The following is an 18625-nucleotide window of genomic DNA, read 5'->3' on the forward strand; positions in this document are numbered from 1 at the left end:
TCCCGGCGCACACCCCCATCACACACCACAGGCCCGGCAGTCGCGCTGCCGGGCCTGTGGAAAAGTCAACTGCAAACCGAAAATACTACTGCGCCGGGCCCTCGACGGCCTCGGACGTCAGCAGACCCGCGTTGATCTCGCGCAGGGCGATCGACAGCGGCTTCTCGTGGACGTGGGTGTCCACGAGCGGACCGACGTACTCGAGGAGGCCCTCGCCGAGCTGCGAGTAGTACGCGTTGATCTGGCGGGCCCGCTTGGCCGCGTAGATCACGAGGCTGTACTTCGAGTCCGTGGCCTCGAGAAGCTCGTCGATCGGCGGGTTGATGATGCCCTCGGGCGCGGAGATGGAAGAGGACACGCTCTACCTTCCGATGGATGGGAAAAGATCGGTCGTGATCACATCAGTCGTGACGACATGACTCGTGATGACATGAATCGTGATCACACAACATCCATCAAGGCTAGCAGCTCACGCGCTACATCCTCGACGGAGGTGTTGACCAGGGTCACGTCGAACTCCGGCTCGGCCGCCAGTTCGATCTTCGCCGCCTCCAGGCGGCGCTCGATCACCTCGGGCGGCTCGGTGCCCCGTCCGGTGAGTCTGCGCACGAGCTCCTCCCAGGAGGGAGGAGCCAGAAACACCAGCTGGGCGTCCTTCATGGACTCGCGGACCTGCCGGGCACCCTGGAGGTCGATCTCCAGGAGTACGGGTTCACCCGCCTCCAGGCGCTCCAGCACGGCCGCACGCGGCGTGCCGTAGCGGTTGCCGGCGAACTCGGCCCACTCCAGCAGCTCACCGTTGGCGATCAGCTTGTCCATCTCCTCGTCGGTGACGAAGAAGTACTGGACTCCGTGCTTCTCGCCGGGGCGGGGCTTGCGGGTCGTCGCCGACACCGAGAGCCATACCTCGGGGTGTTCCTTGCGCATATGGACGACGACCGTGCTCTTGCCGACCCCGGAGGGGCCGGAGAGCACGGTCAGCCGCGGACGTTCACTCATGCAGCGATTATTCCAGCAATCCCGGAGTGCCCGGGACTCCCTTCCCGGAGTACCCGGGATCAGGAGCCGGTGCTGCCGAACTCACGCTCCAGGGAGGCGATCTGGTTGGAACCGAGGCCGCGCACACGGCGGCTCTCGGAGATGCCGAGTCGCTCCATGATCTGCTTGGCGCGGACCTTGCCCACGCCAGGCAGGGACTCAAGCAGCGCGGAGACCTTCATCTTGCCGATGACGTCGTTCTCCTGGCCCTGCTTGATGACCTCGTGCAGGGAGGCGCCGGAGTGCTTGAGTCGATTCTTGACCTCGGCCCGCTCCCGGCGAGCCGCGGCGGCCTTTTCGAGCGCGGCTGCGCGCTGTTCAGGGGTAAGGGGCGGAAGAGCCACGCCTACGTCACCTCGGATGTCGAACTGTCGGATACGGACCGGTGAGGAACCTAGTCGCCCCACACCTGGGGAGCTACGAGCAACACGCTTGCCCGTTCACTCTCGTCGGAGACTAGCGGCCAAGTGCGCCAGAGTCAGCGAGAACAGCGGAAAAGTCCTGGTCAGCCTCCGTCAGGCCAGACATTTCAGACATACTGCCCCGGATTTGAGAATGTATTCAGACTCAAGTCGACTTCGAACCACTCATCGGATGACTCGAGCGAGTGGGACGAGGGCCTCAGGCGGCAGCCACCGCGGCCCGGATCTCCTCCGCGAAGCGGTCAGCGGCGTCACGCAGAGCGACCACGTCGGGACCGTGGCGCAACACACCCCGGCTGACGTTCGGCACGACGTTGCGCACGGCTGTGCCGAAAACGCCGGGGAGGTCGGCCGGAGTCGCCCCCTGGGCACCGATTCCGGGCGCCAGCAGCGGACCGTTGATGTCCAGGTCGTACGACGACAGGTCGCCGAGCGTGGCGCCCACGACGGCCCCGAAGGACCCCAGGGGCCCCTCTCCCGCGTTCTCGACGGCCAGATGGGCCAGCATCGTCGCTCCGACGTTACGGCCGTCCGCACGGACGGCGTGCTGGACCTCGCCGCCCTCGGGGTTGGAGGTCAGCGCCAGCACGAAGAGACCGGTGCCGTTCTCCCGCGCCAGCTCCACGGCCGGCTCGAGCGAGCCGTAGCCGAGGTACGGCGAGACGGTCAGCGCGTCGGAGAAGAGCGGGGCGTCCTTGTGGAGGAAGGACTCGGCGTACGCGGCCATGGTCGAGCCGATGTCGCCGCGCTTGGCGTCCATCACGACCAGCGCGCCGGCCTGCCGCGCCTCGGCGACCGACTTCTCCAGGACGGCCACGCCCCGCGACCCGAAGCGCTCGAAGAAGGCACTCTGCGGCTTGAGCACGGCGACCCGGTCGGCCATCGCCTCGACGACCGTACGGCTGAACCGCTCCAGGCCCGCCACGTCGTCGTTCAGACCCCACTCGGTGAGCAGGGAGGCGTGCGGGTCGATACCGACGCAGAGCGGGCCGCGCTCGTCCATCGCCCGGCTCAGGCGTGCGCCGAAGGGCTCCAGAGTCATGCCGTCTTCCTTACGTCGGCGCCGACCGCGTCGGCAAGGGTGGCGTAGGGGCTCATACGAAGGCGCGCGGCGAGTCCCTTGTGGATGGCGCGGCCCCAGAAGGGACCCTCGTAGATGAAGGCGCTGTATCCCTGGACCAGCGTGGCGCCGGCCAGGATGCGCTGCCAGGCGTCCTCGGCGTTCTCGATGCCGCCGACGCCCACGAGGGTGATCCGGTCGCCCACGCGCGCGTAGAGGCGGCGCAGCACCTCCAGGGAGCGGGTCTTCAGGGGCGCGCCGGACAGGCCGCCGGTCTCCTTCACCAGGCCGGGTTCCGACTTCAGGCCGAGGTCCTCGCGCGCGATGGTGGTGTTGGTGGCGATGATCCCGTCCAGGCCGAGCTCCACGGCCAGGTCGGCGACCGCGTCGACGTCCTCGTCGGCCAGATCCGGTGCGATCTTCACCAGGAGCGGAACGCGGCGCGAGGTCACCGTACGGTCGGCGGCCTCACGGACGGCGCTCAGCAGGGGACGCAGATGGTCGACCGCCTGCAGGTTGCGCAGACCCGGCGTGTTCGGCGACGACACGTTGACGACCAGGTAGTCGGCGTACGGCGCGAGGCGCTCGGTCGACTTCACGTAGTCGAGGACGGCCTCCTCCTCCGGGACGACCTTGGTCTTGCCGATGTTGACGCCGACGACCGTCCTGAAGACGGGTGTACGCGAGGCCAGGCGGGCGGCGACGGCCAGCGAGCCCTCGTTGTTGAAGCCCATGCGGTTGATCAGCGCGCGGTCCTTCACGAGCCGGAACAGCCGCTTCTTGGGGTTGCCGGGCTGCGGCTCCCCGGTGACCGTGCCGATCTCGACGTGGTCGAAGCCGAGCATCGACATGCCGTCGATGGCGACCGCGTTCTTGTCGAAGCCGGCTGCGAGCCCGAAGGGGCCGTGCATCCGCAGCCCGAAGGCCTCCGTGCGCAGCTCCCTGTGGCGGGGCGCGAGGGCGGCGGCGACGAACGTACGCAGTACGGGGATCCCGACGGCGAGCCGGATCCAACGGAAGGCCAGGTAGTGGGCCTTCTCGGGGTCCATCCGGGTGAAGACCAGACGGAAGAAGAGCTTGTACATCGCGAGAGTCCTCTGGGGTCCTCATGAAGAGGGGGACACCGTTTCCGGTGTCCCCCTCAGGGCTGCTAGTCGCGGGCCGCGGTCAGGTGTTCCGCGTGTTCCTGGAGCGAACGGACGCCCACGTCACCGTGGTTGAGGGCGTCGATGCCCTGGACGGCCGCCGCGAGCGCCTGGACGGTCGTCAGACACGGCACGGACCGCGCCACGGCCGCCGTACGGATCTCGTAGCCGTCGAGGCGGCCGCCGGTGCCGTACGGCGTGTTGACGATGAGGTCGACCTCGCCGTCGTGGATGAGCTGGACGATGGTCCTCTCGCCGTTCGGGCCGGTGCCCTCGGACTGCTTGCGCACGACGACGGCGTTGATGCCGTTGCGCTTGAGGACCTCGGCGGTGCCGGAGGTGGCGAGCAACTCGAAGCCGTGGGCCACCAGTTCACGCGCCGGGAAGATCATCGAGCGCTTGTCGCGGTTGGCGACCGAGATGAAGGCGCGGCCCTTGGTGGGCAGCGGGCCGTACGCGCCGGCCTGCGACTTGGCGTACGCCGTGCCGAAGACGGAGTCGATGCCCATGACTTCGCCGGTGGAGCGCATCTCCGGGCCGAGGACCGTGTCGACGCCCCGTCCGTGGATGTCGCGGAAGCGCGACCACGGCATGACGGCCTCCTTGACGGAGATCGGCGCGTCGAGCGGGAGTTCGCCGCCGTCACCGGTCGCCGGGAGCAGTCCTTCCGCGCGCAGTTCGGCGACGGTCGCGCCCAGGGAGATCCGGGCGGCGGCCTTCGCCAGCGGTACCGCGGTCGCCTTCGAGGTGAAGGGGACGGTGCGGGAGGCACGCGGGTTGGCCTCCAGGACGTAGAGGATGTCGCCCGCCATCGCGAACTGGATGTTGATCAGGCCGCGCACTCCGACGCCCTTGGCGATGGCCTCCGTCGAGGCCCGCAGGCGCTTGATGTCGAAGCCGCCCAGCGTGATCGGGGGCAGGGCGCACGCCGAGTCGCCGGAGTGGATGCCGGCCTCCTCGATGTGCTCCATGACGCCGCCGAGGTAGAGCTCCTCACCGTCGTACAGGGCGTCGACGTCGATCTCGATCGCGTCGTCGAGGAAGCGGTCGACCAGGACCGGCCGGGAGGGGCTGATCTCGGTCGACTCGGCGATGTAGGACGACAGCCGGGTCTCGTCGTACACGATCTCCATGCCGCGCCCGCCGAGGACGTACGACGGCCGTACGAGGACCGGGTAGCCGATCTCGTCGGCGATGGCCTTGGCCTCGGCGAAGGTGGTGGCGGTGCCGTGCTTGGGGGCCGGGAGGCCTGCCTCGGCGAGCACGCGGCCGAAGGCGCCGCGGTCCTCGGCGGCATGGATGGCCTCGGGGGACGTGCCGACGACCGGCACGCCGTTGTCCTTCAGCGCCTGCGACAGGCCCAGCGGGGTCTGGCCGCCGAGCTGCACGATCACGCCCGCGATCGGGCCGGCGAGCGACTCGGCGTGGACGATCTCCAGCACGTCTTCCAGCGTCAGCGGCTCGAAGTACAGGCGGTCGGAGGTGTCGTAGTCCGTGGAGACGGTCTCCGGGTTGCAGTTGACCATCACGGTCTCGTACCCGGCGTCGCTCAGCGCGAAGGAGGCGTGGACGCAGGAGTAGTCGAACTCGATGCCCTGGCCGATGCGGTTGGGGCCGGAGCCCAGGATGATGACGGCCGGTTTCTCGCGGGGCGCGACCTCGCTCTCCTCGTCGTAGGAGGAGTAGAAGTACGGGGTCTTCGCGGCGAACTCGGCGGCGCAGGTGTCGACCGTCTTGTACACCGGGCGCACGCCCAGCGCGTGCCGCACCTCGCGCACGACGTCCTCGCGCAGGCCCCGGATCTCGCCGATCTGCTGGTCGGAGAAGCCGTGCCGCTTGGCCTCGGCGAGCAGCTCGGCGTCCAGGCGCTCGGCGGCGGAGAGCTCGTCCGCGATCTCCTTGATCAGGAACAGCTGGTCCACGAACCAGGGGTCGATCTTCGTGTACTCGAAGACCTCCTCGGGAGTGGCACCGGCGCGGATCGCCTGCATGACCGTGTTGATCCGGCCGTCGGTCGGGCGGACCGAAGCCTCCAGGAGCTCCTTCTTGTCGCCCGTCTCGCCGACGAAGGTGAACTGCGAGCCCTTCTTCTCCAGCGAGCGCAGCGCCTTCTGGAAGGCCTCGGTGAAGTTGCGGCCGATCGCCATGGCCTCGCCGACCGACTTCATGGTCGTGGTCAGCGTGGAGTCGGCGCTCGGGAACTTCTCGAAGGCGAAGCGCGGGGCCTTCACGACCACGTAGTCGAGGGTCGGCTCGAAGGAGGCCGGCGTCTTCTCCGTGATGTCGTTCGGGATCTCGTCGAGGGTGTAGCCGACGGCCAGCTTGGCGGCGATCTTGGCGATCGGGAAGCCGGTGGCCTTCGACGCGAGGGCCGAGGAGCGCGACACACGCGGGTTCATCTCGATGACGATGATGCGGCCGTCGACGGGGTTGACCGCGAACTGGATGTTGCAGCCGCCGGTGTCGACGCCGACCTCGCGGATGATCGCGATGCCGATGTCGCGCAGGCGCTGGTACTCGCGGTCGGTCAGCGTCATCGCGGGCGCGACGGTGATCGAGTCGCCGGTGTGGACGCCCATCGGGTCGAAGTTCTCGATGGAGCAGACGACCACGACGTTGTCGTTCTTGTCGCGCATGAGCTCCAGCTCGTACTCCTTCCAGCCGAGGATGGACTCCTCCAGGAGCACCTCGGTGGTGGGAGACAGGGTGAGGCCCTGGCCGGCGATCCGGCGCAGCTCCTCCTCGTTGTGCGCGAAGCCGGAGCCGGCGCCGCCCATGGTGAAGGAGGGCCGGACGACGACGGGGTAGCCGCCGAGCGTCTCGACGCCCCCGAGCACGTCGTCCATGGAGTGGCAGATGACCGACCGGGCGGACTCGCCGTGCCCGATCTTCCCGCGGACGGCCTCGACGACGTCCTTGAAGAGGTCGCGGTCCTCGCCCTTGTTGATCGCCTCGACGTTGGCGCCGATCAGCTCGACACCGTACTTCTCCAGCACTCCCTGCTCGTGCATGGAGATCGCGGTGTTGAGGGCGGTCTGGCCACCGAGCGTCGGCAGCAGCGCGTCCGGCCGCTCCTTGGCGATGATCTTCTCGACGAACTCCGGGGTGATCGGCTCCACGTAGGTGGCGTCGGCGATCTCCGGGTCGGTCATGATCGTCGCCGGGTTGGAGTTGACCAGGATGACCCGGAGCCCCTCGGCGCGCAGGATGCGGCACGCCTGGGTGCCGGAGTAGTCGAACTCGGCGGCCTGGCCGATGACGATCGGGCCGGAGCCGATGACCAGGACGGACTGGATATCGGTGCGCTTAGGCACGCTGGCCCTCCATCAGGGATACGAAGCGGTCGAACAGGTAGGCGGCGTCGTGCGGGCCGGCTGCCGCTTCGGGGTGGTACTGGACGCTGAAGGCGGGGCGGTCGAGGAGCTGCAGCCCCTCCACCACGTTGTCGTTGAGGCACACGTGGGAGACCTCGGCGCGGCCGTAGGGGGTCTCGGCGGCCCCGTCGAGCGGGGCGTCGACCGCGAAGCCGTGGTTGTGCGCGGTGACCTCGACCTTGCCGGTCGTACGGTCCTGCACCGGCTGGTTGATGCCGCGGTGGCCGTACTTCAGCTTGTAGGTGCCGAAGCCCAGCGCCCGCCCCAGGATCTGGTTGCCGAAGCAGATGCCGAACAACGGCGTGCCGCGCTCGAGGACCGCCTGCATGACGGAGACGGGATGGTCGGCGGTGGCCGGGTCGCCGGGCCCGTTGGAGAAGAACACACCGTCGGGCTGGACGGCGTACACCTCCTCGATGCTCGCCGTGGCGGGCAGCACGTGCACCTCGATGCCGCGCTCGGCCATGCGGTGCGGGGTCATGCCCTTGATGCCGAGGTCGACGGCGGCGACGGTGAACTTCTTCTCACCGATCGCCGGGACGACGTACGTCTCCTTGGTGGCGACCTCCGCGGAGAGGTTCGCGCCCTTCATCTCGGGCGCCTGCCGCACCTCGGCGAGCATGGTGCCGTCGTCGGGCAGCGCGTTGCCGGAGAAGATGCCGACGCGCATGGCGCCGCGCTCCCGCAGGTGGCGCGTCAGCGCGCGCGTGTCGATGCCGGAGATCCCGACGACACCCTGCGTGCGCAGTTCCTCGTCGAGCGAGCGGCGGGAGCGCCAGTTGGACGGCACGCGCGCGGGGTCGCGCACCACGTATCCGGCGACCCAGATCCGCTTGGACTCGGGGTCCTCGTCGTTGACGCCCGTGTTGCCGACGTGCGGGGCGGTCATCACGACGACCTGGCGGTGGTACGACGGGTCGGTGAGCGTCTCCTGGTAACCGGTCATGCCGGTGGAGAAGACGGCTTCCCCGAAGGTCACCCCCACGGCCCCGTAGGCGCGGCCGCGGAAGATCCGGCCGTCCTCCAGGACGAGTACCGCGGGAGTCTTGGCGGCTCCCCTTGTGGAGGTCGTCATCGTGCGCCTTCCGTTTCCGTCTTGTTGATCATGGAGTTGATGGCCTCGACCCATTCGTTGTGCTCGGCCGCGCGCTCGGAGCGGAAACCGGAGTCGATCAGCCGCTCGCCGTGCGCCCAGGTCACGACCAGCAGCCCGCCCTCGGTCAGCACCTTGCCGGCGATGCCCTTGTCCAGCCGGGCCTCGCGCAGCGCCTCGACGGGGACGAAGAAGTCGGTCGCTCCCGGGCGTACGACGTCCAGCCCCGCGTCCGTCAGCGTGAGCTCGACCCGGCTGCGAGTGCCCAGACCGTGCGCCACGATGCGGTCGAGCCACTGCCCGGCCGTGGTGGAGCCGTGGTAGCGGCCACTCATCGCCAGTCTGGCCGCACCCGGCTCGGAAGGCGCGGTGTGGAGCTCGGGCAGGTCGCCCTGGAGCGTGCCGCGCCACTTCCAGCCCTCGCGCATCAGCCAGTAGACGAGCGCGACGAAGAGGGCGAGTCCGACGAGCCAGCCGATGCGGGCCGCCCAGTCGGTGACCTGAGCCGATTCCTTCTCGGCGGCCAGCAGAATTACAGGTGTCACGTGAGCTTCCCGTCGACGAGCGTGGCCTTGCCCCGGAGCCACGTGTGCGTGACACGGCCCGGCAGCTCGCGACCCTCGTACGGGGTGTTGCGGCTGCGCGAGGCGAAGCCCGCGGGGTCCACGGACCCACGGTATTCCGTGTCGACGAGCGTGAGGTTGGCGGGCTCACCTGCCGAGACGGGCCGCCCGTGCCCCTTGGCCTGCCCGATCTGCGCGGGCTTGACGGACATTCGGTCGGCGACCTGCGCCCAGTCGAGCAGCCCGGTGTCGACCATCGTCTCCTGGACCACCGACAGCGCGGTCTCCAGACCGACCATGCCCATGGCGGCCGCGGCCCACTCGCAGTCCTTGTCCTCGTGCGGGTGGGGGGCGTGGTCGGTGGCCACGATGTCGATCGTGCCGTCGGCGAGCGCCTCGCGCAGGGCGAGCACGTCCCGCTCGGTGCGCAGCGGCGGGTTGACCTTGAAGACCGGGTTGTACGTCCGTACCAGCTCGTCGGTGAGGAGGAGGTGGTGCGGGGTGACCTCGGCGGTGACGTCGATGCCGCGGGACTTGGCCCAGCGGACGATCTCCACCGACCCGGCGGTCGACAGATGGCAGATGTGGACGCGGGAACCGACGTGCTCGGCGAGCAGGACGTCCCGCGCGATGACCGATTCTTCGGCCACCGCGGGCCAGCCCCCGAGCCCCAGCTCGGCGGAGACGACGCCCTCGTTCATCTGGGCGCCCTCGGTCAGCCGCGGCTCCTGCGCGTGCTGGGCGACGACCCCGCCGAAGGCCTTCACGTACTCCAGCGCCCGGCGCATGATCACGGCGTCGTCGACGCACTTGCCGTCGTCGGAGAAGACGGTGACGCCGGCGGCCGACTCGTGCATGGCGCCCAGCTCGGCGAGCTTCCTGCCCTCCAGGCCGACGGTGACGGCACCGATGGGCTGTACATCGCAGTAGCCGTGTTCCTGGCCGAGCCGGTAGACCTGCTCGACCACACCGGCGGTGTCGGCGACCGGGAAGGTGTTGGCCATGGCGAACACGGCGGTGTACCCGCCGGAGGCGGCCGCCCGTGTGCCGGTCAGCACGGTCTCGGAGTCCTCGCGGCCCGGCTCGCGCAGATGGGTGTGCAGGTCGACCAGGCCCGGCAGCAGCACCTTGCCGTCGGCCTCGACGACCTCGGCGCCCTCGGCGGTGAGGCCGCTGCCGACCGCCTCGATCAGCGCACCGTTGATCAGGACGTCCTGCGGCTCGCCGCCGAGCACCTTCGCACCACGGATCAGGATCTTGCTCATCTGTCTTACTTCTCCTCGATACGGGTGTGGGAGACGGCGGGTTCGTTTCCACCGAGCAGCAGATACAGAACGGCCATTCGGGTGGAGACTCCGTTGGCGACCTGCTCGACGACGGTGCAGCGGTCGGAGTCGGCGACCTCGGCGGTGATCTCCATGCCGCGGACCATCGGCCCGGGGTGCATCACGATGGCGTGCTCGGGCATCCGCGCCATGCGCTCGCCGTCGAGGCCGTAGCGCCGCGCGTACTCACGCTCCGTGGGGAAGAATGCGGCGTTCATCCGCTCGCGCTGGACGCGCAGCATCATCACCGCGTCGGACTTGGGAAGCGTGCTGTCCAGGTCGTACGAGATCTCGCAGGGCCAGGTCTCGACACCGACCGGCACCAGGGTGGGCGGGGCGACGAGGGTGACCTCGGCTCCGAGGGTGTGCAGCAGATCGACGTTGGAGCGGGCGACCCGGCTGTGCAGGATGTCGCCGACGATCGTGATCCGCTTGCCGGCGAGGTCCTGCCCGATCCCGGCGTCCCGGCCGACGAGCCGGCGGCGCATGGTGAAGGCGTCCAGCAGGGCCTGGGTGGGGTGCTGGTGGGTGCCGTCACCGGCGTTGATGACGGCCGCGTCGATCCAGCCCGAGTTGGCGAGGCGGTACGGCGCTCCGGAGGCACCGTGCCGGATCACCACGGCGTCCACACCCATGGCTTCGAGGGTCTGGGCGGTGTCCTTCAGGGACTCGCCCTTGGACACGCTCGACCCCTTGGCGGAGAAGTTGATGACGTCCGCGGACAGCCGCTTCTCGGCGGCCTCGAAGGAGATCCGGGTCCGGGTGGAGTCCTCGAAGAAGAGGTTGACTACGGTACGGCCGCGCAGGGTCGGCAGTTTCTTGATCGGCCGGTCGGCGACCCGGGCCATCTCCTCGGCGGTGTCGAGGATCAGGACGGCGTCGTCGCGGGTGAGGTCGGCGGCCGAGATGAGATGACGCTGCATCTGTCAGGCTCCGTAAGGCAGTTCAGGGTCGGGGAGATTCCGGACAGGCGGGAGCAGGGCGTACGGCGGTGCCGTACGCCGGAGTGCTACTACTGCTGCTGCTCGCCCGGGGCGGCCGGCTTCACACCGAGCAGCACGGTGTCGCGACCGTCCTCCTCGGCGAGCTGGACCTTGACCGTCTCCCGCAGCGACGTGGGGAGGTTCTTGCCGACGTAGTCGGCGCGGATGGGCAGTTCGCGGTGGCCTCTGTCGACGAGGACCGCCAGCTGCACCGCGCGGGGGCGCCCGATGTCGTTCAGGGCGTCGAGGGCGGCTCGGATGGTGCGGCCGGAGAAGAGCACGTCGTCGACGAGGACGACCAGTCTGCCGTCGATGCCGTCACCGGGGATGTCGGTGCGGGCCAGCGCACGCGGCGGGTGCATGCGCAGGTCGTCGCGGTACATGGTGATGTCGAGGGAGCCGACCGGGATCTTGCGGTCGGTGATCTCTTCGAGCTTGGCGGCGAGCCGCTGGGCGAGGAAGACGCCCCGCGTCGGAATGCCGAGGAGCACCACGTCGTCGGCGCCCTTGGCGCGCTCGACGATCTCGTGGGCGATGCGGGTCAGTACCCGCGCGATGTCAGGGCCTTCGAGTACCGGCCTTGCATCGGACGCTTGAGTGTCCATAGAAAACGGACCTCCTTCTCCGCCTCACGGGACGGATCTTAAAGGACGTCGGATTTGCGCCACCCACGGTAGCAGGCCGCGGCAACGCCCCTGATCACCCCCTTGGCCCAACCGGCCTCGGATACCACGGAAGAGTCGGTGCGGACCATTCGGCTTGACGCAGCAGAGTAACGCTGCGTAACCTCACAGTGAGTTACCAGCCGCGCGGCATGGAAACCAAGCCAGTCGCGTCGACACAGTGTCCGGGGAGCTATATGTCCAGCGAATACGCCAAACAGCTCGGGGCCAAGCTCCGGGCCATCCGCACCCAGCAGGGCCTTTCCCTCCACGGTGTCGAGGAGAAGTCCCAGGGTCGTTGGAAGGCCGTCGTGGTCGGTTCGTACGAGCGTGGCGACCGCGCCGTGACCGTGCAGCGCCTTGCCGAGCTGGCGGATTTCTACGGCGTTCCGGTGCAGGAGCTGCTGCCGGGCACCACTCCGGGCGGTGCGGCCGAGCCGCCGCCGAAGCTGGTCCTCGACCTGGAGCGGCTGGCCCACGTCCCGGCCGAGAAGGCGGGACCCCTTCAGCGGTATGCCGCCACGATCCAGTCCCAGCGCGGTGACTACAACGGCAAGGTGCTCTCGATCCGTCAGGACGACCTGCGCACACTCGCCGTCATCTACGACCAGTCGCCCTCCGTCCTCACGGAGCAGCTGATCAGCTGGGGCGTCCTGGACGCGGACGCGCGCCGCGCGGTGGCCTCCCACGAGGAGAGCTGACCCGCTCCCCGCTTCAGCAGAAACGTGCCGCCGGGGTGAACGCCAGAGGGCCCGCAGCGTCACTGCTGCGGGCCCTCTGGCAATGCGTACTCTGCGCCGGTCTCTGCTGGTGCCTCTTATGCCTCGTCGCGGCGCAGCGAGGGCTTGAGGTCCTTGAGCCGGCCGAGCAGGCCGTTCACGAACGAGGGCGACTCGTCCGTGGAGAACTCCTTCGCCAGCTGCACCATCTCGTCGAGCACGACGGCGTCCGGCGTCTCGTCCGCCCAGATCAGCTCGTACGCGCCGAGGCGCAGGATGTTGCGGTCGACGACGGGCATCCTGTCGAGCGTCCAGCCGACCGAGTACTGGGCGATCAGCTCGTCGATGCGCGTCGCGTGCTCCGCGTACCCCTCGACCAACTGCATCGTGTACTCGCTCACCGGCGGCTGCCGGGTGTCGCCCCGGGAGAGCCGGATCCAGTCCGCGAGGACCGTCAGGACGTCCGCGTTGCGCTGGTCACCCTCGAAGAGGATCTGGAAGGCGCGCTTGCGGGCCGTGTTGCGGGCAGCCACGGTTAGCTGTTCACCCGGCCGAGGTAGTCGCTCGTGCGGGTGTCGACCTTGATCTTCTCACCGGTGGTGATGAAGAGCGGGACGTTGATCTGGTGACCGGTCTCCAGGATGGCGGGCTTTGTGCCACCGGTGGAGCGGTCGCCCTGGACGCCCGGCTCGGTCTCCTGGATGACGAGCTCGACGGCGGCGGGCAGCTCGACGAAGAGCACCTCGCCCTCGTGCTGCGCGACGGTGGCGGTGAAGCCCTCGATCAGGAAGTTGGCGGCGTCGCCGACAGCCTTGCGGTCGACCATGAGCTGGTCGTAGGTCTCCATGTCCATGAAGACGAAGTACTCGCCGTCCATGTAGGAGAACTGCATGTCGCGCTTGTCAATCGTGGCCGTCTCGACCTTGACGCCGGCGTTGAACGTCTTGTCGACGACCTTGCCGGAAAGCACGTTCTTCAGCTTGGTGCGCACGAAGGCCGGGCCCTTGCCGGGCTTGACGTGCTGGAACTCGACGACGGACCACAGCTGGCCTCCGTCGAGCTTGAGCACCAGGCCGTTCTTGAGGTCGTTCGTGGAAGCCACGGTTGCGGAATCTCCTGGACTGACGTGGACGACCCCGGCGCACGCACCTGTCTAGAGGGCGAGCAGCTCCTTGGTCGTGATGGTGAGTAGCTCTGGGCCGCCGTCCGCCTCGGGGCGGACGACGAGCGTGTCATCGATCCGGACACCGCCCCGGCCCGGGAGGTGGACCCCCGGTTCGACGGTGACCGGCACGCAAGCGTCCAGTTTACCCATGGCCGCGGGAGCCAACTGCGGGTCCTCGTCGATTTCGAGTCCCACACCATGTCCCGTCAGCGCCGGAAGACCCTCCGCGTACCCCGCGGAGTCCAGTACCTGGCGGGCTGCGCGGTCCACGTCACGACAGGCGGCGCCGGGTGCGAGGCCCTCCCGGCCGGCTCGCTGAGCGGCGAAGACGAGGTCGTACAGCTCGATCTGCCAGTCCGCGGGGGACGTACCGATGACGAAGGTACGGCCGATCTCACACCGGTAGCCGCGGTAGGTCGCGCCGAGGCAGACGGAGAGGAAGTCGCCCTCCTCGACCCTCCGGTCGGTGGGACGGTGGCCGCGTCTGCCGGAGTTCGGGCCGGTGCCGACGGAAGTCGCGAAGGCGGGACCGTCGGCGCCGTGGTCGACGAGGCGCCGCTCCAGTTCGAGGGCGAGGTGGCGCTCGGTGCGGCCGACGAGGATGGACTCGAGCAGTTCGCCGAGGGCCTGGTCGGCGATTTCGGCGCCGATCCTGAGGCAGGAGATCTCCTCCTCGTCCTTGACCACACGCAGCTGCTCGACCCCGCCGCCCAGGTCCGCGAGGCGCAGCCGGGGCACGACCGAGCGGATGGCGCGGTGCCGGGCGACGGTCAGGTGATGCTCCTCGACGGCGAGGGACTCGCCGCCCTGCGCCGCCGCGAGGTCGGCGGCGGCCACGGCGGGATCGCCGCCGGGTCCGGGCAGCCTCTGCACCCGCAGCGCCTCGTCGGGCCGGCCCTCCGCAGGGCGGTCGTCCGGCGGGCCGGGACACAGCAGCAGGTCCTCGGTCCTGCCGAGCAGCAGGACGGCTCCGTGCGGGGCGGTGCCTGCGAGGTAGCGGACGTTGGCGGGGCGGGAGACGAGTGCTGCCGCGCTGCCGGCCGCGTGACAGCGGTCCCGGACTCGGGTTCGGCGTGCTGCGTACACCTCTGACATGACACGAGCGTAGGAGGAGTATCCGAATTGTGCCGGTTGGGAGGGTGCCGTTCGGGGGACGGGGGTGCCCGGGTGTGGTGTTCGGGTTCAGTCCCGTACGGCTACCAGCTCGGTGGGCTCGCTATCGACCTTGCCAGGACGTCGTCCAGGACCTGGGCCGTCTGCGGTACGTCCATCTGGGAGTTGTCGATGATCGGCAGGCCTGAGCCGTACCAGCCCGCCATGCGGCCGTGGATGCGGGCGACCTCCTCGTCGGTGAGGCGGCGGTTTCCGGAGCGTTCGGCGTTGCGCTCCAGGACGATCTCCAGGCCGGGGAGGAGGACGACCGGCAGCAGACCGGGGCCGACGTGGCGCTTCCAGCCGCCGAGGCCGACGACCGGGCGGTCGGGGAAGACGGCGTCGTCGAGGATGCAGGAGATGCCGTTGGCGAGGAAGTTGCGGGCGGCGAAGCCGCAGGTGCGGCGGGCTAGGCGGTACTGGGCCTCGGAGTGGTCGTTCCACCCGGACTGCGGGTCGGCGAAGCCCGAGCGGACCCATTCGCGTACGTCGTCGAGGCTGATGTGGGCGGTGGGGACCCGGCGGTGGTCCGCCCAGTACTTGGCGACGCTCGTCTTCCCGGCGCCGGCCGGGCCGATGAGCAGGACCGCGAGGGTCGTGGCGGCCGGGTCGGCGGCGGCCGTGGCGGGCGGAGCGCTCGGCATGGCGACAGGGCCGCCGGGGGGCAGCGGCACATGGCCTGTGGTGTCGGGCGCCGAGGGGACCGGGGCGTGCTGCGGTGCCGGCGGTACCGGCACCGCGGGCGCGCCGGTGAAGCCCGGAGCGGGAGCGGGCGGTGGGGGCACGGGAGCGGAACCCTGGTGTGCGCCCGGGTGGTGCGGACCCGGGTGGTGTGCGGCCGGTCCGTGCCCCGGCTGGTGGGGCGGCGGCAGCGGAGAACCCACTGCGTGCTGCATCCGGTGCCACTCCGTCTCGTACAGGCAATGGGTGCTGACAGCGCGGGTGACTCCCGCCCTCCCACACAGCCTAAAGGGCGTGGGAGGTACCCCCATCCGAACGGTACCGCCCCCGGCCGTCGTTTGGTGAAACGGCCGGGGGCGGTCCGAAGTGCCCGGTCCCGCAAGGCGAATCGGGCGGAAGGCGTACCCGAGGACTTACTCGCCCACTTCGCCGTACGCGGCGAGGAGAACGGCCGGGTCGGGGCCCTCCAGGACGGTGGGCTTGGCCAGACCGTCCAGGACGATGAAGCGCAGCAGGTCCCCGCGGGACTTCTTGTCGACCTTCATGGCCTCCAGCAGCTTGGGCCACTGGTCGTAGCGGTAGTGCAGGGGCAGGCCGACGGATTCCAGGACCGTGCGGTGGCGGTCGGCCGTGGCGTCGTCCAACCGGCCCGCGAGACGGCCGAGTTCGGCGGCGAAGTGCATGCCGACCGAGACCGCGGCACCGTGGCGCCACTTGTAGCGCTCGTTCTTCTCGATGGCGTGCGCGAGTGTGTGGCCGTAGTTGAGGATCTCCCTGAGGCCCGACTCCTTCAGGTCGGAGGAGACGACCTCGGCCTTGACCCGGATGGACCGCTCGATGAGCTCCGCGGTGTGCGGGCCCGCCGGAGTGCGCGCGGCCTCGGGGTCGGACTCGATGAGTTCGAGAATCGCCGGGTCGGCGATGAAGCCGGCCTTGATGATCTCGGCGAGCCCGGAGACGTAGTCGTTGACCGGCAGGGAGTCGAGGGCGGCCAGGTCACACAGCACGCCCGCCGGCGGGTGGAAGGCGCCGACGAGGTTCTTGCCCTCGGCGGTGTTGATGCCGGTCTTGCCGCCGACGGCCGCGTCCACCATGGCGAGCACGGTGGTCGGGATGGCGATCCAGCGCACCCCGCGCAGCCAGGTCGCGGCGACGAACCCGGCGAGGTCGGTGGTCGCGCCGCCGCCGACACCGACGACGACGTCCGTGCGGGTGAAGCCGGACTGGCCGAGCGCCTTCCAGCAGTAGGCGGCGACCTCGGCGGTCTTCGCCTCCTCGGCGTTCGGCACCTGGATGGCGACGGCCTCGTAGCCCTGCCCGGCCAGGTCGGCGCGGAGCGCCTCACCGGTCTCGGCCAGCGCCTCGGGGTGGACGATCGCGACGCGCTTGGCCCTGTCGCCGATCAACCCGGCGAGCTCGCCCAGGAGTTGCCGGCCCACCAGGACCTCGTACGGCTCGCTGCCCGCGGTGCCGCCGACCTGGATCCGGGTGACTGCCTCGCTCATGCTTCCTTCAACTCCAGTGCGTCCAGGGCGGCTTGGGTGACCTCTTCGGGCGTACGGCCGTCCGTGGACACGACGGCCGTGGCGATCGACTCGTACAGGTGCCGCCGCGCCTCCATCAGCTCGCGCCACTGCTTGCGCGGATTGACCGCGAGCAGCGGCCTGGCCGCGTTCAGACCGGTGCGCCTGACCGCTTCCTCGACGTCCATGGAGAGGTAGACGACGCGCTGCCCGGCGAGCAGCGCCCGCGTGTCCTCGTCCAGGATGGCGCCGCCGCCCAGCGCGAGGACGCCGTCGTGGTCGGCGAGTGCCGTGTGCACCGCCCGCTTCTCGATCGCGCGGAAGGCCGACTCGCCCTCGTCGACGAAGATCTCGGCGATGCTACGGCCCTGTTCGGCGACGATGTCGTCGTCGGTGTCCCGGTAGCCGACGCCGAGCCGCTCGGCGAGCAGCTGCCCGACCGTGGACTTGCCGACGCCCATCGGGCCGACCAGGACGACCAGTGGCTCGGCGCTCATCGGACCGGCAGGTTGTCGAGGTAGGACCGCACGTTGCGGCGGGTCTCGGCCACGCTGTCGCCGCCGAACTTCTCCGCGACGGCGTCCGCGAGGACCAGCGCGACCATCGCCTCCGCGACGATGCCGGCGGCCGGCACCGCGCACACGTCCGAGCGCTGGTGGTGGGCCTGCGCGGCCTCGCCGGTGGCCACGTCGACCGTCTGCAGCGCCCTCGGCACGGTCGCGATCGGCTTCATCGCCGCCCGCACCCGCAGCAGCTCACCGGTGGTCAGACCGCCCTCGGTACCGCCGGATCGGCCGGTGGCCCGCTTGATGCCCTCATCGGTGGCGAGGATCTCGTCGTGCGCCTGGGAGCCCGGCACCCGCGCCAGGTCGAAGCCGTCGCCGACCTCGACGCCCTTGATCGCCTGGATGCCCATCAGCGCGGCGGCCAGCCGGGCGTCCAGCCTGCGGTCCCAGTGCACGTGAGAGCCCAGGCCCACGGGTACGCCGTACGCCAGCACCTCGACCACACCCCCCAGGGTGTCGCCGTCCTTGTGGGCCTGGTCGATCTCCGCGACCATCGCCTTCGACGCGTCCGCGTCCAGGCAGCGCACCGGGTCGGCGTCCAGCTTCTCGACGTCCGAAGGCTTGGGGTACACGCCGTAGGGCGCCTTCGCGGCGGCCAGCTCGACGACGTGCGAGACGATCTCGATCCCGGCCGTCTCCTTCAGGTACGACCGGGCCACCGCGCCCAGCGCCACCCGGGCCGCCGTCTCACGGGCGGAGGCACGCTCCAGGATCGGCCGCGCCTCGTCGAAGCCGTACTTCTGCATGCCGGCGAGGTCGGCGTGGCCGGGGCGCGGACGGGTCAGCGGGGCGTTGCGGGCCAGGCCCGCCAGGATCTCGGGGTCGATGGGGTCGGCCGCCATGACCTGCTCCCACTTCGGCCACTCGGTGTTGCCCACCATGACCGCGACCGGCGAGCCCAGGGTGAGCCCGTGCCGCACACCGCCGAGGAACGTGACCTCGTCACGCTCGAACTTCATGCGCGCACCGCGTCCATAACCGAGCCGGCGCCGGGCCAGGTGGTCCGCCACCATCTCCGTGGTGATCGGCACGCCGGCGGGAAGGCCCTCCAGCGTCGCGACGAGTGCGGGACCGTGGGACTCCCCCGCGGTCAGCCAGCGCAACCTGCTCAACGGTGCTCCTCAGTGCTCGCGCCCTGGTACTGCCCTTCGTAC

General features: G+C 69.8%; 19 protein-coding genes. 1 reads left to right on the top strand and 18 read right to left on the bottom strand.

From position 1 onward, the window contains the following. Positions 1–85 precede the first annotated feature (85 nt). From rpoZ to pyrR, 11 genes are all read right to left on the bottom strand, one after another. A complete protein-coding gene (gene rpoZ, locus ADK57_RS07625; protein WP_003988945.1) occupies positions 86–358 on the bottom strand; it encodes a DNA-directed RNA polymerase subunit omega in 273 nt (90 codons plus the stop codon). Between the two features lie 83 nt (positions 359–441). Next, positions 442–999: a guanylate kinase gene (gmk, locus tag ADK57_RS07630; protein ID WP_053748589.1), complete on the bottom strand. Its 558-nt coding sequence runs from the start codon at positions 997–999 to the stop codon at positions 442–444. Positions 1000–1058: 59 nt separating this feature from the next. Beyond that, on the bottom strand, positions 1059–1382 hold the full coding sequence (locus tag ADK57_RS07635) for an integration host factor (protein WP_003977346.1): 324 nt from the start codon (positions 1380–1382) through the stop codon (positions 1059–1061). Between the two features lie 277 nt (positions 1383–1659). Beyond that, positions 1660–2502: an orotidine-5'-phosphate decarboxylase gene (gene pyrF / locus ADK57_RS07640; RefSeq protein WP_053748590.1), complete on the bottom strand. Its 843-nt coding sequence runs from the start codon at positions 2500–2502 to the stop codon at positions 1660–1662. Further along, positions 2499–3605 (bottom strand): quinone-dependent dihydroorotate dehydrogenase, encoded by a 1107-nt coding sequence (locus tag ADK57_RS07645; protein ID WP_053748591.1) that lies wholly within the window; start codon positions 3603–3605, stop codon positions 2499–2501. Before ADK57_RS07645 ends, pyrF begins: the two co-directional genes overlap by 4 nt. Positions 3606–3670: 65 nt before the next feature. After that, a complete protein-coding gene (gene carB, locus ADK57_RS07650; RefSeq protein WP_053748592.1) occupies positions 3671–6979 on the bottom strand; it encodes a carbamoyl-phosphate synthase large subunit in 3309 nt (1102 codons plus the stop codon). Beyond that, the gene (gene carA / locus ADK57_RS07655) at positions 6972–8114 is read right to left on the bottom strand and encodes a glutamine-hydrolyzing carbamoyl-phosphate synthase small subunit (protein ID WP_053748593.1); all 1143 of its coding nucleotides are present in this window, start codon (positions 8112–8114) and stop codon (positions 6972–6974) included. The genes carB and carA overlap by 8 nt, the downstream gene beginning before the upstream one ends. Further along, complete coding sequence (locus tag ADK57_RS07660; RefSeq protein ID WP_053748594.1) at positions 8111–8677, bottom strand: hypothetical protein; 567 nt, start codon at positions 8675–8677, stop codon at positions 8111–8113. The genes carA and ADK57_RS07660 overlap by 4 nt, the downstream gene beginning before the upstream one ends. Further along, positions 8674–9960 carry a dihydroorotase gene (locus ADK57_RS07665; protein ID WP_053748595.1) on the bottom strand — a complete coding sequence of 429 codons (1287 nt, stop codon included), beginning with the start codon at positions 9958–9960 and terminating at the stop codon, positions 8674–8676. The genes ADK57_RS07660 and ADK57_RS07665 overlap by 4 nt, the downstream gene beginning before the upstream one ends. Positions 9961–9965: 5 nt before the next feature. Next, positions 9966–10943 carry an aspartate carbamoyltransferase catalytic subunit gene (locus ADK57_RS07670; RefSeq protein WP_053748596.1) on the bottom strand — a complete coding sequence of 326 codons (978 nt, stop codon included), beginning with the start codon at positions 10941–10943 and terminating at the stop codon, positions 9966–9968. An 89-nt stretch (positions 10944–11032) separates the two neighbouring features. Continuing rightward, positions 11033–11608, bottom strand: coding sequence for a bifunctional pyr operon transcriptional regulator/uracil phosphoribosyltransferase PyrR (pyrR, locus tag ADK57_RS07675; RefSeq protein WP_053748597.1), 576 nt, complete (start codon positions 11606–11608; stop codon positions 11033–11035). Between the two features lie 254 nt (positions 11609–11862). Here pyrR and bldD point away from each other — a divergent pair, with 254 nt between their 5' ends. After that, positions 11863–12366 (top strand): transcriptional regulator BldD, encoded by a 504-nt coding sequence (gene bldD, locus ADK57_RS07680; RefSeq protein ID WP_030038549.1) that lies wholly within the window; start codon positions 11863–11865, stop codon positions 12364–12366. 116 nt (positions 12367–12482) lie between these two features. Here the strand turns inward: bldD and nusB are convergent, their stop codons facing one another. From nusB to aroC, 7 genes are all read right to left on the bottom strand, one after another. Then, the gene (gene nusB / locus ADK57_RS07685) at positions 12483–12917 is read right to left on the bottom strand and encodes a transcription antitermination factor NusB (protein ID WP_053748598.1); all 435 of its coding nucleotides are present in this window, start codon (positions 12915–12917) and stop codon (positions 12483–12485) included. Between the two features lie 2 nt (positions 12918–12919). Beyond that, entirely contained in the window at positions 12920–13486 is a 567-nt protein-coding gene (efp, locus tag ADK57_RS07690) for an elongation factor P (RefSeq protein WP_030038547.1), read from the bottom strand. A gap of 51 nt (positions 13487–13537) precedes the next feature. Beyond that, a complete protein-coding gene (locus tag ADK57_RS07695; RefSeq protein WP_053748599.1) occupies positions 13538–14644 on the bottom strand; it encodes an aminopeptidase P family protein in 1107 nt (368 codons plus the stop codon). A 101-nt stretch (positions 14645–14745) separates the two neighbouring features. Then, complete coding sequence (locus tag ADK57_RS07700) at positions 14746–15597, bottom strand: Pro-rich N-terminal domain-containing protein (RefSeq protein WP_078973005.1); 852 nt, start codon at positions 15595–15597, stop codon at positions 14746–14748. Between the two features lie 198 nt (positions 15598–15795). Then, positions 15796–16887, bottom strand: coding sequence for a 3-dehydroquinate synthase (aroB, locus tag ADK57_RS07705; RefSeq protein ID WP_053748601.1), 1092 nt, complete (start codon positions 16885–16887; stop codon positions 15796–15798). Then, entirely contained in the window at positions 16884–17402 is a 519-nt protein-coding gene (locus tag ADK57_RS07710; protein ID WP_053748602.1) for a shikimate kinase, read from the bottom strand. The genes aroB and ADK57_RS07710 overlap by 4 nt, the downstream gene beginning before the upstream one ends. Beyond that, positions 17399–18583, bottom strand: a complete 1185-nt coding sequence (aroC, locus tag ADK57_RS07715) for a chorismate synthase (RefSeq protein ID WP_053748603.1) — start codon at positions 18581–18583, stop codon at positions 17399–17401. Before aroC ends, ADK57_RS07710 begins: the two co-directional genes overlap by 4 nt. Positions 18584–18625: the final 42 nt, after the last annotated feature.

It is taken from the genome of Streptomyces sp. MMG1533 (assembly GCF_001279775.1).
Taxonomy (GTDB): Bacteria; Actinomycetota; Actinomycetes; order Streptomycetales; family Streptomycetaceae; genus Streptomyces.